The following is a 13,200-nucleotide window of genomic DNA, read 5'->3' as shown; positions in this document are numbered from 1 at the left end:
GGGTAATATCTCACCATGGAGAAGCGCCCGATCGGCTGGCCCTTGCTCGTCGCAGCGATCAACGGGCACGCCCGGATCCCGGACCACCGCCTCACCGAAGCTGTCCGCGACAAGGTCGTCCTGGTCACCGGTTCGTCGTACGGGATCGGTGAGGCGACCGCCAAACGCCTGGCCCGCGCCGGCGCGACCGTGCTCCTGGTCGCCCGTACTGCGGACCAGCTCAACGCCGTCGCCGACGAGATCCGTACTACGGGCGGCAAGGCGCACGCCTACCCCACCAACCTCGCCGACCCGGCCGCGATCGAGCAGCTCGTCGCCGACGTACTCCGGGATCACGATCACGTCGACGTGCTCGTCAGCAACGCGGGGAAGTCGATCCGCCGGTCGGTCGCGGACTCCTACCAGCGGTTCCACGACATCGAGCGGACCAACGCGGTCAACTACCTCGGCCCGGCCAAGCTCGTCCTCGAACTCCTCCCGTCGATGCGCAAGCGAGGATCCGGCCACATCGTCAACGTGTCGACCGCCGGCGTCCGCACTCCCCCGATGGCCCGCTGGTCGGCGTACCTGGCGTCGAAGAGCGCCTTCGACGTCTGGCTGCGCTGCATCGCCCAGGAGATCCGCCATGACGGCGTGACCACGTCGACCGTCTACATGGGCCTCGTCCACACCCGGATGAGCGAGCCGACTCCCCTGCTCAACAAGATGCCAGGTCTGACGCCCGAGCAGGCCGCGGACCAGGTGTGCACCGCCGTCGCCGAGCGGCCGCACAACATCACCCCGCCGTTCGTCCGCCCGGCCGATGCCTTGGGCAACCTCTTCCGGGTACCGACGGACCGGCTGTTCGAGCAGTACTTCCGCCGGACGGATCGAACGAAACCGTGAGACCGATCGGCCCGATGCGGCCACCCGACTGGCTGGTCCGAGGAGCAGCCGAGGTCGGTGGCGTCTCGGCGGCGCTGATCAGGTCGGGCGTCTGGCGATCCGCCCGGCCGGGCCACCTGGTCGGGATCGAGCGGGCGTTGCGCCGATGGGGCCAGTCGATGGCGGCGCTCGGCGCGATCGCGGCGATCCGGTACCCCGATCGGGCCGCCGTGATCGACGAACGAGGCAGCCTGACCTATCAGGAGCTCGACCAACGAGTCGCCCGGATCGCGGCCGCACTACGAGCGCGGTACGGGATCGTTGCGGGGAGCAAGGTCGCGGTGCTCTGCCGGAACCACAGGTGGTTCCTGGAGGCGACGCTCGCGGCCTCGCGACTCGGTGCGGACGTGTTGTTCGTCAACACGGAGTTCGCTCCGCCGCAGCTCAAAGCCGTGCTGGAGAGGCATCGCCCCGATCTGCTGGTCCACGACGAGGATTTCACCGTCGAGACCTCCATTACGCGCATCACCGGTTGGCGTGAGGCCGGTGGTAGCGGGCTCGACGAGCTGGCCGCGACCGATGCGCCGGAACCGCCGGTCCCTGACAGGCCTGGTCACATCACGATCCTCACGTCCGGCACGACCGGTACGCCAAAGGCCGCACCCAGGGCTCCGACCGCTGCCGGACTGGCCGGGCTCACCGCGAGCGCCCTCAACCGACTCGGTCTGCGCTCGGGTGAGCCGATGGTGATCTGCCCGCCGCTGTTCCACGGACTCGGCCTGCTCAACTCGATGCTCGCGCTCTTCCTCGGCTCCCCGTTGGTCCTCGCCCGCCGGTACGACGCGGCCGCCGTGCTCGCGTCGATCGACACGAACCGGGCCGGCTCGGTCGTCGCCGTACCGGTGATGCTCCAGCGGATGCTCGACCTTGGTCCGGAGGCGATCGCGCAGTACGAGCTGAAGTCGTTGCGGACGGTTCTGTCCGGCGCTTCGGCATTGGGACCCGCGTTGGCGGAGCGGTTCATCGCGCAGTTCGGCCCGGTGCTGTGCGATGCGTACGGGTCAAGCGAGATCGGGATCGCCACGATAGCGTCCTCCCGCGATCTGCTGGCCGCACCCGGCACCGTCGGTCGGCCCTGCCTCGGCAGCTCGGTCCGGATCCTCGACCTCGACGACCGACCGCTCCCGGCCGGTGAGACCGGGCGGATCTTCGCGGGCGGCGGCCTGGTCTTCGGCGGGTACTCCGACGGCAGCAGCAAGACCGTCGTGGACGGCCGGATGAGCACCGGCGATCTCGGCCACCTGGACGCCGAGGGGCGACTGTTCGTCGACGGTCGCGAGGACGACATGATCGTGTCCGGCGGCGAGAACGTGTACCCGATCGAGGTCGAGGACTGCCTGATGAGCCACCCGGCGGTCGTGGACGCGGCGGTCGTCGGCGTACCCGACGAGGAGTTCGGCCAGCGCCTGATCGGGTACGTCGTTTTGTCCGGCGAGGCGACCCCCGACGAACTGATCGACCACGTCCGCACCAACCTGGCTCGCTACAAGGCACCCCGAGAGGTCGTCATCGTCGACGAACTCCCCCGCAACGCCACCGGCAAAGTCCTCAAACGCCGGCTGACAGACTCCTGAGACCCGGCACTTGCCAGCGGCGGGCCAGGTCGGCTACGCGTATCCCCAGCACTCACCAAACCCCCGAACAGCCGGGGTCGGCCGCTGGCTGAGCGTGAGTTCCTCGGGTGGAGCGATGTTGGTGAGTGGTGCAGATACGGTCGGCCCGGCGTGGATCGCTGCAGGGATCACCGGGACGGATGGGAGAGTGGTCTCCGTGAAGATCCTGGTCGGCTATGTCCCCACGCCGGAGGGTGAAGCCGCCCTCGACGCCGCGGCCGCCGAGGCCGTACTCCGCGGAGCGTCGGTCCTGCTGCTCAACACCAGCCGGGGTGACGCGTACCTCGACCGGCGTTACGCCAGCGCCGACGAACTGGCGACCGCCGAGGCGAGATTGCGTGAACGGGGCGTCGAGGTGACGATCCAGCAGGCGGACGGCGGCAACGACGTCGCCACGGAGCTGTTGAAGGCGGCGGCCGCCGAAGACGTCGCCATGATCGTCCTCGGCCTCCGCCGCCGCAGCCCAGTCGGCAAACTAATCCTCGGCAGCACCGCCCAACGAGTCCTGCTGGAATCCCCCGTCCCAGTCCTGGCCGTCAAGGTCCCACCCCGCCACGACTGACCCGCACCCGCTCAAACCCAACGCCGCTCGGGAGCTCGAACACCTAGCCGGGAGCTCGAACAAGTAGCCGGGGGCTTGAACACGTAGCCGGGAGCTCGAACACGTAGCCGAGGACTTGAACAAGTAGCCGGGGGCTTGAACAAGTAGCCGGGGGCTTGAACAAGTAGCCGGGGGCTTGAACAAGCTGTGCGGTGTTCACGGTCCCGCGATGTTGTTCAAGATCCCTGGCGTCGGCCGATTTCCGCCCCTGAATCCACGACTCGAACGCCCGACACCCATGATCGGCCCGCGCGACCCCGCTTTGAGCACCCGCCAGGCGTCCGCTGTCGCGAAACGTGGCTGGGCGGTGCCCAAGGTCGCCCCGGCGGCCCCGCCCGGCGGAGCCCAAGGTCGCCCCCGCGGCGCCGCCCGGCGGACCACTCGATGGACTGGGGAGGGTTTTCGCCGCGACCTGGGAGGGGTTCTGCCTGCCGGCGGGCAATAACCCACCCCGAACCCCGAGCACACCTGCCTGAAGAGCCACGGCCGGGACGGCACAGGCGGGCCGGGGGTGCTCGCGGGGCGCCCGGAACCCAGGCAGCCTGACTGAGCGGCGTCGAGGTTAATCCGGATGAGGTGCTGGGGTGCGCCGCCTAAACTGGTGGGTGTTATGCCTGATGCCCGGACCGAGTCGTCGAGTCCTTCCCCAGTCACCGGTCCCGCCCAGGACCCCGCCGCGCGCCGCCGACCGAGGCGCCGCGGCCGCAAGCCGTCAGCCCGCACGCCGAACGCCGGGGCAACCGGTACGCCGGAGCCGGGTACTGCCGGAACGCCGGAGCCGGGTACTGCCGGAACGCCGGATGCAGGTGGTGCCGGTACAGCGAGTCGGGCGGCTGGGGGGTCGTCGAAGGGCGGCAGCCGGGATGCAGGCGGTGCTGGTACGGCGGACGCCGGGGCCGGTGGTGGTCGTACGGCGGATGCAGGCGGTGCCGGCGGTGCTCGTACGGCGGGGCGGGGGACTGGGGCGGCGTCAGGGCGCGGCGGCCGGGAGGCCGAGGAGACGGTTTCGCTCGGGGAGGTTGTTGGTCGGCTTGATGGGTTGATGGCGTATGACCGGGAGCAGCTGGGGCGGAGGCTGGAGCGGGTTCGGGGTACTAAGGACGCGCGGAAGCGGGCGGCGGCGCTCGAGGGTGTGATCGGGGCGATCGAGCAGGCCGAGCGGCGGGTCGAGCAACGGCGGCTGGCGGTACCGGAGATCACGTATCCGGCGGAGCTGCCGGTCAGCCAGCTCAAGGACGACATCGCGGCGGCGATCCGGGATCACCAGGTCGTGGTGATCGCGGGCGAGACCGGCTCGGGCAAGACCACCCAGATCCCGAAGATCTGCATGGAACTCGGCCGCGGCGTACACGGGATAATCGGCCACACTCAGCCCCGCCGCCTCGCGGCCCGTACAGTCGCGGAGCGGATCGCCGAAGAACTCGGCACCGAACTCGGCGAGACGATCGGGTTCGCGGTCCGGTTCACCGACAAGGTGAGTGAGCGGTCATTGGTGAAGCTCATGACCGACGGCATCCTGCTCAACGAGCTGCAGCGCGACCGCCTGCTGTCCCGCTACGACACCCTCATCATCGACGAGGCCCACGAACGCAGCCTCAACATCGACTTCATCCTCGGCTACCTCAAGCAGCTGCTCCCCCGCCGCCCCGACCTCAAGGTGATCATCACCTCGGCGACCATCGACCCCGAACGGTTCGCCGAGCACTTCGCGGACGGCAACGGCAAACCGGCACCGATCGTCGAGGTGTCCGGACGCACCTACCCCGTCGAGGTCCGCTATCGCCCGATCAACGACCCCGACGACCCGAGCACGATCGACCGGGACCAGACCCAGGCGATCCTCGACGCTGTCGACGAGCTGAGCATCGAGGCAGCGGGTGACGTACTCGTTTTCCTCAGCGGCGAGCGGGAGATCCGCGACACCGCCGACGCACTGAGCGACAAGTTCGCCCAGCAGCGCGGCGGCCCGCACGCGACCGAGATCCTCCCGCTCTACGCCCGGCTCTCGAACGCCGAGCAGCACCGCGTCTTCCAGTCGCACAGCGGTCGCCGGATCGTCCTCGCCACCAACGTCGCCGAGACCTCGCTGACCGTACCCGGGATCAAGTACGTCATCGACCCCGGCACCGCGCGCATCTCCCGCTACAGCCATCGCACCAAGGTTCAGCATCTCCCGATCGAACCCGTCTCGCAGGCGAGCGCGAACCAGCGCAAGGGCCGTTGCGGCCGGACCAGCGACGGCATCTGTATCCGGCTGTACTCCGAGGAGCACTTCGAGGGCCGCGCCGAGTTCACCGACCCCGAGATCCTCCGGACCAACCTCGCTTCCGTCATCCTGCAGATGACCGCGATCGGGCTCGGTGACATCGCGGCGTTCCCGTTCATCGACGAGCCGGACAAGCGCAGCATCACCGACGGCCTGCAGCTGCTCACCGAGCTCGGCGCGATCGAATCCGCGAAGGCCGCGGACCGGCACCGCAGACTCACCCCGGTCGGTCACCAGCTTGCCCAGATCCCATTGGACCCACGACTGGCGAGGATGATCGTCGAGGCGGACAAGCACGGCTGTGTCCGCGAGGTGATGGTGATCGCGGCCGCGCTGTCGATCCAGGACCCCCGCGAGCGGCCGACCGACGCGGAGGCGCAGGCCCAGCAGCAGCACGCGCGCTTCCGCGATCCGAACTCGGACTTCCTCGGCTACCTCAACCTGTGGAACTACCTGAAGAAGCAGCAGAAGGAGCTGTCCGGCAACCAGTTCCGCCGGATGTGCCGCAGCGAGTACCTGAACTATCTCCGCGTCCGCGAGTGGCAGGACATCTTCGCCCAGCTCCGCCAGGTCGCGTCCCAGATCGGCGTCACCCTCAACTCCGGCGAACCGGCCGACCCGCAGAGCGTGCACATCTCGCTGATGTCCGGCCTGCTGTCCCACCTCGGCATGAAGGACCCGGCGAACCAGCACCAGTACCTCGGGGCCCGCGGCGCCAAGTTCGCGATCTTCCCCGGCTCCGGGCTGTTCAAGAAGCCACCGCAGTTCGTGATGGCCGCCGAACTCGTCGAGACCTCCCGGCTCTGGGCCCGGGTGAACGCGAAGATCGAGCCCGAGTGGGCCGAGGACCTCGCGCAGCACCTGATCAAACGCAGCTACTCCGAGCCGCACTGGGAACGCAAGGCCGGCGCGGTGATGGCGTACGAGAAGGTCACCCTGTACGGCGTACCGATCGTTGCCCGGCGCAATATCAACTACGGGTCGGTGGATCCGGAGGTCAGCCGCGAGCTGTTCATCCGGCACGCCCTGGTGGAGGGCGACTGGGACACCCACCACAAGTTCTTCCACGAGAACCGCAAACTGATCGAAGAGGTCGAGGAGCTCGAGGAACGCACCCGGCGACGCGATCTGCTGGTCGACGACGAGACCCTGTTCGCGTTCTACGACGAGCGGATCGGGTCGGAGGTCGTCACCGGGCGCCACTTCGACACCTGGTGGAAGAAGGCGCGGCAGCGTGATCCCGATCTGCTCGACTTCGAGCGGTCGCTGGTGGTTCGCGAGGGTGCCGAGATCAAGGCGGACGAGTTCCCGGTCACCTGGTCCCAGAACGGGATGACCTTCGACCTGACCTACGCCTTCGAGCCGGGTACCGACGCCGACGGCGTGACCGTGCACCTCCCGTTGCTGGTGCTGAACCAGGTGACGGCCGACGGGTTCGAGTGGAGCGTGCCCGGGTTCCGCGAGGAGCTGGTCACCACGCTGATCAAGTCGTTGCCCAAGGCAATCCGGCGGAACATCGTGCCGGCCCCGGACCACGCCCGGCAGGTGCTCCCCCACCTCGACCCGGCATCAGGACCGCTGACCGACGCGCTCGCCCGCGAACTGCGGAACCTGCGCGACGTGCTGATCGAGCCGGCCGACTGGGACTGGACCCGGGTCCCCGAGCACCTGCGGATGACGTTCCGGGTGATCGACGACCAGGGCAAGACCGTGGCCGAGGGCAAGGATCTGGCCCGGTTGAAGGAGCGGCTCAAGCCGAAGACGACAGCGGCGATCTCGCAGGTCGCGAAGAAGGCGGTCAGCGGGCTGGAGCGGTCCGGCCTGACCGACTGGACGTTCGGCGACCTCCCGCGCAGCTTCTCCGAGCACCGCAACGGCCTCACCGTCGCCGGCTACCCGGCGCTGGTCGACGAGGGCAAGACTGTCGCGATCCGGCTGCAGGAGACCGAACGCGACCAGGCGGCCGCGATGTGGAACGGCACCCGGCGGCTCCTGCTGCTGACCATGCCGTCGGTGATCGACGTGGTCCAGCGGAATCTGACCAACCAGCAGAAGATGACGCTGATGGCCGGCCCGCACCGCAATGTCGGTGAGCTCCTGGACGACGCGATCTCCGCGGCCGTGGATCAGCTGATGGCCGAGGCACACGGCCCTGCCTGGAACCTGACCGCCTTCTCCGTACTGCGCGACGCCGTACGGTCGGAGCTCGCGGACACGGTGCTCACGATCCTCAAGCAGGTCGAGCAGGTTCTCGCGAATGCGCGCACGGTCGACAAGCAGATCTCGCGGTCGTCCAGTCCGGCGTTGCTGGCCGCGCTGTCCGACGTACGAGGTCAGCTCGAGGGTCTCGTCCATCGCGGTTTCATCACCGAGACCGGTGCCAAGCGACTCCCCGATCTCGTCCGCTACCTTCGCGGGATCGAGCAACGCCTCGACAAGGTCGCCGCCAACGCGATGCGGGACCGCTCTGGGATGGCGATCGTCCAGACCCTCACCGACGAGTACCGCAACCGCCTGGCCGCCGTACCGACCGGCAAGTTCCCCAGCCCCGAGCTCCTCGAAGTCCGCTGGATGCTGGAGGAACTCCGCATCTCCCTCTTCGCCCAGACCATCGGCACGCCGTACCCCGTCTCCGAAAAGCGCATCCGCAAAGCCCTCGCGACCGCCTGACGCTCAGGGCACGAAGGCGCGTTGGGACTGTTGGCGGAAGGTTCGCGGGGAGACCTGGTGGGCAGTGGTGAAGCGGCGGGTGAAGTAGGACTGGCTGGTGAAGCCACAGCGGGTGGCGATCGCGGCAATCGGGTCGGTGGTTGCCGCTAGCAACGAGGCGGCGTGTTCCAGCCGGAGGTCGGTGACGAAGTCGGTCGGGGTCAGCCCATACACCGCGCGGACGGTGCGGGACAGGTGCGCTGGGCTGACGCCCGCGAGTTCGAGGAGACGCGGTACGCCGCCGCGGAGGTTCTCCTCGGCGCGCATCGCGGCGCAGGCCCGGGCGAGCCAGGCCGGCGCCGTCGGACCGACAGTGCCGTCAGTGCGGACCGCCACCTCGTCCGGTGAGATCAACGGCAGCAGGTCGATCCAGAAACGGACAAGGTCGAACTGGCTCGGCTCGTCCTGAAAGCGCCGGAGTGCGTGCTCAAATACTTCGACCGCGGCGGCCGGATCGTCGGGGCGGAAGGTGATCGGCGTGCGGGCCGCATCCCACGTGCCGGCCGCGTCGGTGCGCGTCAGAGTGAGGAATCCTTGCCAGGCCGAGCTCGGAAAGGCCACGTTGATGAACTCGAGCCGGTCCGGCGCGGTGCCCCGAAACGCGTGCTGATCCCGCGGCCGGACCAGAACGACATCGCCTGCCTCCAGCGGTTGCGAACCGGTCGGCAACAGGTGCTCGCCTCGACCGGACACCACCCCCATGAACTCATAGAAGTCCGCATGCGCGTGCAGCTCGGAGACCGGCGTCCTCGCCGCGAAGCTCACCCGCGCCGCGTGGTACGGCCGACCCAACGCCCACAGGGCGAAGCGCAGTACTTGGCTCACATCAACAAATTACAAGTTCTCGCGCACGGGCTGCTAGTCCTGCGGTATACCGTGCGCGGATCATCTCTTGTATGAGCGAACTTCTGGGACAGTTTCAGCGCGATGGGTACGCGATCTTCCGGGAGGTGATCGACCAGGAGTTGATCAAGGAAGTGAATGATCATGTGGAGTGGTTACAAGAGCGGCATCCCGAGGTCCGGCCCGAGCAGCTGGGGCACGTGTTCCTGAAGGACGACCCGTTCTGGGTGCGGTTGGTGAGCGATCAACGGCTGCTGGACATCGCCTCGCAGTTCGTCGGACCGGATCTCGCGCTGTTCGCGTCGCACTACATCTCGAAGCCGCCGTACTCCGGGCAGCCGGTGCTGTGGCATCAGGACGCGGCGTTCTGGCCGCTCGACCCGATGAGTGTGGTGACGCTGTGGCTCGCGGTCGACCACTCGACGCCGGATAACGGCTGCGTGCGGGTGATCCCGGGCAGTCATCGGGGTGCGATCGCCGAGATGCGCGACAACACGGCGGTGGAAAGCGTGCTGGGCAAGGAGATCGCGGTCGAGGTGGACGAGGACCAGGCCGTTGACATGGTGCTGGCGCCGGGTGACGTCGAGGTGCACCACCCGAACATCGTGCACGGCAGCACCGCGAACACCTCGCCGAACCGGCGGTGCGGGCTGACCATCCGGTACATCCCGACCTCGACGCGGATCACGGATCCCGAGGTGCCGTACCCGAGCGCCTTCCACCTGCAGGGCGATCCCGGGGTCAACAGCTACCAGCCCAAACCCCGGTACGTCGACGGCCGGCACTTCCCCTTCACCGGCAGCTCCGACTGGACCTGACAACGCCAACCAGCCGGCATCCGATCCGACCGGACCTGACAAACCGATCGGCCGGCAGCCAAGTTGGCGCGCCGGCCGATCGGGTCGAGTCAGGTGCTACTCCAGGCAGATCCGGAACGGGTGGCCGGCCGGGTCGGCGTACACGCGCCAGCCCTGCTCGTTGCCGGCCGGGGGGGCGTCCAGGGGCTCGAGCGGTTCGGCGCCGAGGGCGACCACGGCGGCGTGACCACTGGACAGGTCCTCGACGATCAGGTCGAGGTGAAGCTGCTGCGCATCGGTGCCCGGCCACGTCGCGGGCAGGTAGTCCTCCGAGCGGCGGAAAGCGAGGGTAGGCCAATCACCAAGACGTTGGCCCAGCGACGACCCGGGACTGGTCAGGCTCTGCCAGTCGTCGTCACCGTTCTCGTCGATCTCCAGTCCGAACAGGGTCGAGTAGAACCGGGCGAGCTCGCGTGGTTCCGGGCAGTCCAGCACCACCGAGCCGAGCCGCCCGGCACTGGTGCCCGGCTGCTCTGCCACCTGCGTCATCTGTCCTCCAACTTCCCGTGATCAGGAGTGTCTCCTGGCGGTGAGGCCCTCATGGTCAGAAGGCCCGGCCGCCTACGATGACAGGTCGGACCGACAGTTCGCACCTTTCGACACGCCTCGTTGACGGCTCAGTGAGCACGCGGCCCGTCGCGGATAGTAAGTGGGCGGTGTTCGTACCGGTAAACAGCACCTATGCAGGTAGCGATCGGCGCCGGCGCTCGCCGAGTTTGCGGACCTTCGCCCGGGTCCCGCAATCCGCCATCGCGCACCAGCGGCGGGACCCGTTCTTGCTGCGATCGAGGAACAACCAACCGCACCCGCCCTCGTCGATCGGACACGCCCGCAGCTGCCGCAGGTCGACCGTCCGGACCAGGTCGACCGCTGCGGCCACCAGCCGATCCGGGATCATCAAGGCAGGCGACGTACCGACAACGAGCTCGGCGACAGCACCGCCGGGCACAAGCACCGAGCGAGCCGCGGCCGCCGACCAACGCAGCGACAAAAGCTCAAGCGCAGCAGCTACTTCAGCGGATTCATCACGCCGGGCCAGCACGGTGTAGACAGCCTCACGGATCTCGACCGTCGCATGCAGGGCCTGCTCGGCCGTGACTGGCGCACTCCCCCACGCAGCGGCGACCGCAGCCACCTCACTCTCGTCGAGCAACTCGGTACGCCGACTCCACGCCAGCAACTCATCGGGGACCGGGATGTAGTCCTGCTCGTCGGCCGCACCACCGGCCACCCGCGGCGAGACCGTGTTCACCAACTCGAGGGCCGGATGCCCGCCGACGATCCGGAATGTGTCATTGCGATCCTGATCCATGCATGACATGCTACCACCATAAGTCCTTTTACTGGAATCGCAGGTGACGTCATGCTCAACACGTCCCGCAGAGCCCACGCCGCGCTGGTCATGCTCGGTGTCGGCACCTTCTCCTACGTGACCATCGAAGTGCTGCCGATCGGCCTGCTGACTGTGATGGCCGCCGATCTGGACCGCTCACGCTCCGACATCGGACTCCTCGTCACCGGGTACGCCGTGGTCGTCGTCCTCGCATCGATCCCACTGGCCCGGCTGACGCTAGGGCTCCCCCGCCGGCCCGTCCTCGGCACCACCCTCGGTCTCATGGCCGTCGGAGCCGCCGGCGCCGCGCTGGCACCGACGTACGAGGTCCTCCTGATCGCACGGCTGTTCACGGCGCTCTCCCACGCGCTCTTCTGGTCGATCATCTTCCCGATCGCGGCCGGGCTGGTCCCATCGGCTGTCCGCGGCCGGGTGGTCGCGAAGATCTCGGTCGGCTCAGCGCTCGCCCCCGTGATCGGCATACCGCTCGGCACCTGGCTCGGTGAGCAGGCCGGGTGGCGGATCCCCTTCGCGCTCATGGCCGTGCTCGGGACAGCGACCTGCCTGAGCATCGCGAGTCTGCTGCCGCGCGTCGACGCCCGGGAGTCCACGTCGGGCCGCGGCAGCGCTCCTGACGTTCGCCGGTACGCCGTACTGGTCGTCAGCACGGCTCTCGGCGTGGCCGGCTTCCTGACATTCAACACCTACGTCACGCCGTTCCTGCTGGATATCAGCGGCTTCACTTCCGGTGCACTCGGACCGATCCTCCTGGCCAGCGGACTGGGCGGTCTGACCGGGACTCTGCTCGTCAGCCGGATACTCGACCGCAATCCGTGGGCCGCGGTTGCCCTGCCGCTCGCCCTGATCGGTGCGGCGTTGCTCGGTCTCTACACACTCGGACACCGGCAGGTGCCGACAGTGCTGCTCATCGCCACTGCCGGGATGGCTTTCAGCGCGCTGGCGGTCGCCGTACTGAGCAGGACTCTCCAGGTGGCTCCCGGCAGCACCGACCTCGCGTCGGCGGGGACCAGCTCGGCGTTCAACATCGGGATCGCGGCAGGTGCGTTCATCGGTGGTGGGCTGCTCGACAGCACTGGCGTGCGGAGCGTGGCGCTGGTCGGCGGCCTGCTGGCGATCCTGGCTCTGGTGGCCATCACAGCCGACGAGCCCGTGCTGGCTCGGCGCGGCATGGGGATGGGAGAGTGCGTGCATGAGCGCCCCGGGCGACAGGTTTGTGAAGAGGCGGCATGACGCACCGGAGGGGTTCTTCGAGGTCGAGGCCGCCGGTCTGCGCTGGCTCGCCGTACCGGGCGGCGCCGCGATCGTCGAACCCCTGGACGTCTCCCCCACTCACCTGACCCTGCCGAGGCTCCACCCGGTCGCCCCGAGCAGTAGGGCAGCGGACGAGTTCGGCCAACACCTCGCCTCCACCCACGACGCCGGCGCGCGGCACTACGGAGTCCCACCGGACGACTGGGAGACCGACGGCTACATCGGCACGATCGGGTTGCCGCACACGCTCGATCCGATCAAGTCGTGGGGCGAGTTCTACGCGAACCTGCGAGTGCGGCCGTACGTGCGGGCGGCGTACGACCACGGCACGATCGACGAGCACCACCTGGACGTGTTCGAGCGGTTCTGCCGTCGGCTCGAGACAGGGATGTACGACGACCCGTCGGACCAGCCGGCCCGGATCCACGGCGACCTGTGGTCCGGCAACGTCGTCTGGTCAACCGACGGGGTGCACCTGATCGACCCGGCCGCGCACGGTGGTCATCGTGAGACCGACCTCGCCATGCTCGGCCTGTTCGGCATGCCCCAACTGGAACGGGTCCTGCACGCGTACGACGAGGCGCACCCGCTGACGGACGGCTGGCGCGACCGGGTCGGCCTGCACCGGGTCCATCCGCTGCTCACGCATGTGGTCATGTTCGGCGCGAGCTACGTCCCGCAGGCGGTCGCGATGGCGCACAAGTACTGCTGACCGAGGCGCCGCTGTGGACGGAGAGGCCGGACAACGGCGACAAGCTTGAGTTCATCCGGCTAATCGCGGG

General features: G+C 68.5%; 10 protein-coding genes. 7 read left to right on the top strand and 3 right to left on the bottom strand.

Annotated elements, in window-relative coordinates:
• Positions 1-15 precede the first annotated feature (15 nt).
• The 4 genes from EV643_RS25915 (at position 16) to hrpA (ending at position 8,074) form a co-directional block, all read left to right on the top strand.
• Positions 16-885 carry an SDR family NAD(P)-dependent oxidoreductase gene (locus EV643_RS25915; protein WP_133802739.1) on the top strand — a complete coding sequence of 290 codons (870 nt, stop codon included), beginning with the start codon at positions 16-18 and terminating at the stop codon, positions 883-885.
• Positions 882-2,498, top strand: coding sequence for an AMP-binding protein (locus EV643_RS25910; protein ID WP_238165801.1), 1,617 nt, complete (start codon positions 882-884; stop codon positions 2,496-2,498). The genes EV643_RS25915 and EV643_RS25910 overlap by 4 nt, the downstream gene beginning before the upstream one ends.
• A gap of 196 nt (positions 2,499-2,694) precedes the next feature.
• On the top strand, positions 2,695-3,099 hold the full coding sequence (locus tag EV643_RS25905) for a universal stress protein (RefSeq protein ID WP_133802812.1): 405 nt from the start codon (positions 2,695-2,697) through the stop codon (positions 3,097-3,099).
• Positions 3,100-3,748: 649 nt separating this feature from the next.
• Positions 3,749-8,074, top strand: a complete 4,326-nt coding sequence (gene hrpA, locus EV643_RS25900) for an ATP-dependent RNA helicase HrpA (RefSeq protein WP_255513039.1) — start codon at positions 3,749-3,751, stop codon at positions 8,072-8,074.
• Between the two features lie 3 nt (positions 8,075-8,077).
• On the opposite strand, the gene EV643_RS25895 is transcribed toward hrpA, so the two are convergent.
• Positions 8,078-8,938: a helix-turn-helix transcriptional regulator gene (locus EV643_RS25895; protein ID WP_133802738.1), complete on the bottom strand. Its 861-nt coding sequence runs from the start codon at positions 8,936-8,938 to the stop codon at positions 8,078-8,080.
• A 71-nt stretch (positions 8,939-9,009) separates the two neighbouring features.
• Between EV643_RS25895 and EV643_RS25890 the strand changes: the two genes are divergently transcribed.
• Positions 9,010-9,774 carry a phytanoyl-CoA dioxygenase family protein gene (locus EV643_RS25890; protein WP_133802737.1) on the top strand — a complete coding sequence of 255 codons (765 nt, stop codon included), beginning with the start codon at positions 9,010-9,012 and terminating at the stop codon, positions 9,772-9,774.
• Between the two features lie 96 nt (positions 9,775-9,870).
• On the opposite strand, the gene EV643_RS25885 is transcribed toward EV643_RS25890, so the two are convergent.
• Both EV643_RS25885 and EV643_RS45895 read right to left on the bottom strand, forming a co-directional pair.
• Positions 9,871-10,302 carry a VOC family protein gene (locus EV643_RS25885; RefSeq protein ID WP_133802736.1) on the bottom strand — a complete coding sequence of 144 codons (432 nt, stop codon included), beginning with the start codon at positions 10,300-10,302 and terminating at the stop codon, positions 9,871-9,873.
• 190 nt (positions 10,303-10,492) lie between these two features.
• A complete protein-coding gene (locus EV643_RS45895) occupies positions 10,493-11,125 on the bottom strand; it encodes a CGNR zinc finger domain-containing protein (RefSeq protein ID WP_166665574.1) in 633 nt (210 codons plus the stop codon).
• Between the two features lie 51 nt (positions 11,126-11,176).
• On the opposite strand from EV643_RS45895, the gene EV643_RS25875 reads away from it, so the two are divergent.
• Both EV643_RS25875 and EV643_RS25870 read left to right on the top strand, forming a co-directional pair.
• Positions 11,177-12,397 carry an MFS transporter gene (locus EV643_RS25875; protein ID WP_133802734.1) on the top strand — a complete coding sequence of 407 codons (1,221 nt, stop codon included), beginning with the start codon at positions 11,177-11,179 and terminating at the stop codon, positions 12,395-12,397.
• Positions 12,357-13,130: a fructosamine kinase family protein gene (locus EV643_RS25870; protein ID WP_133802733.1), complete on the top strand. Its 774-nt coding sequence runs from the start codon at positions 12,357-12,359 to the stop codon at positions 13,128-13,130. The genes EV643_RS25875 and EV643_RS25870 overlap by 41 nt, the downstream gene beginning before the upstream one ends.
• Positions 13,131-13,200: the final 70 nt, after the last annotated feature.

Source organism: Kribbella caucasensis (assembly GCF_004361855.1).
GTDB lineage: Bacteria > Actinomycetota > Actinomycetes > Propionibacteriales > Kribbellaceae > Kribbella > Kribbella caucasensis.
The sequence above is the reverse complement of the archived record's forward strand: the minus strand, read 5'-3'. Positions and strand labels throughout refer to the sequence as shown.

Bases quoted from the DNA above. Each gene is read 5' to 3' on its own strand.
- EV643_RS25915 (WP_133802739.1), top strand. From the start codon at position 16: ATGGAGAAGCGCCCGATCGGCTGGCCCTTGCTCGTCGCAGCGATCAAC.
- hrpA (WP_255513039.1), top strand. From the start codon at position 3,749: ATGCCTGATGCCCGGACCGAGTCGTCGAGTCCTTCCCCAGTCACCGGT.
- EV643_RS25890 (WP_133802737.1), top strand. From the start codon at position 9,010: ATGAGCGAACTTCTGGGACAGTTTCAGCGCGATGGGTACGCGATCTTC.
- EV643_RS25885 (WP_133802736.1), bottom strand. From the start codon at position 10,302: ATGACGCAGGTGGCAGAGCAGCCGGGCACCAGTGCCGGGCGGCTCGGC.
- EV643_RS45895 (WP_166665574.1), bottom strand. From the start codon at position 11,125: ATGGATCAGGATCGCAATGACACATTCCGGATCGTCGGCGGGCATCCG.
- EV643_RS25875 (WP_133802734.1), top strand. From the start codon at position 11,177: ATGCTCAACACGTCCCGCAGAGCCCACGCCGCGCTGGTCATGCTCGGT.
- EV643_RS25870 (WP_133802733.1), top strand. From the start codon at position 12,357: ATGAGCGCCCCGGGCGACAGGTTTGTGAAGAGGCGGCATGACGCACCG.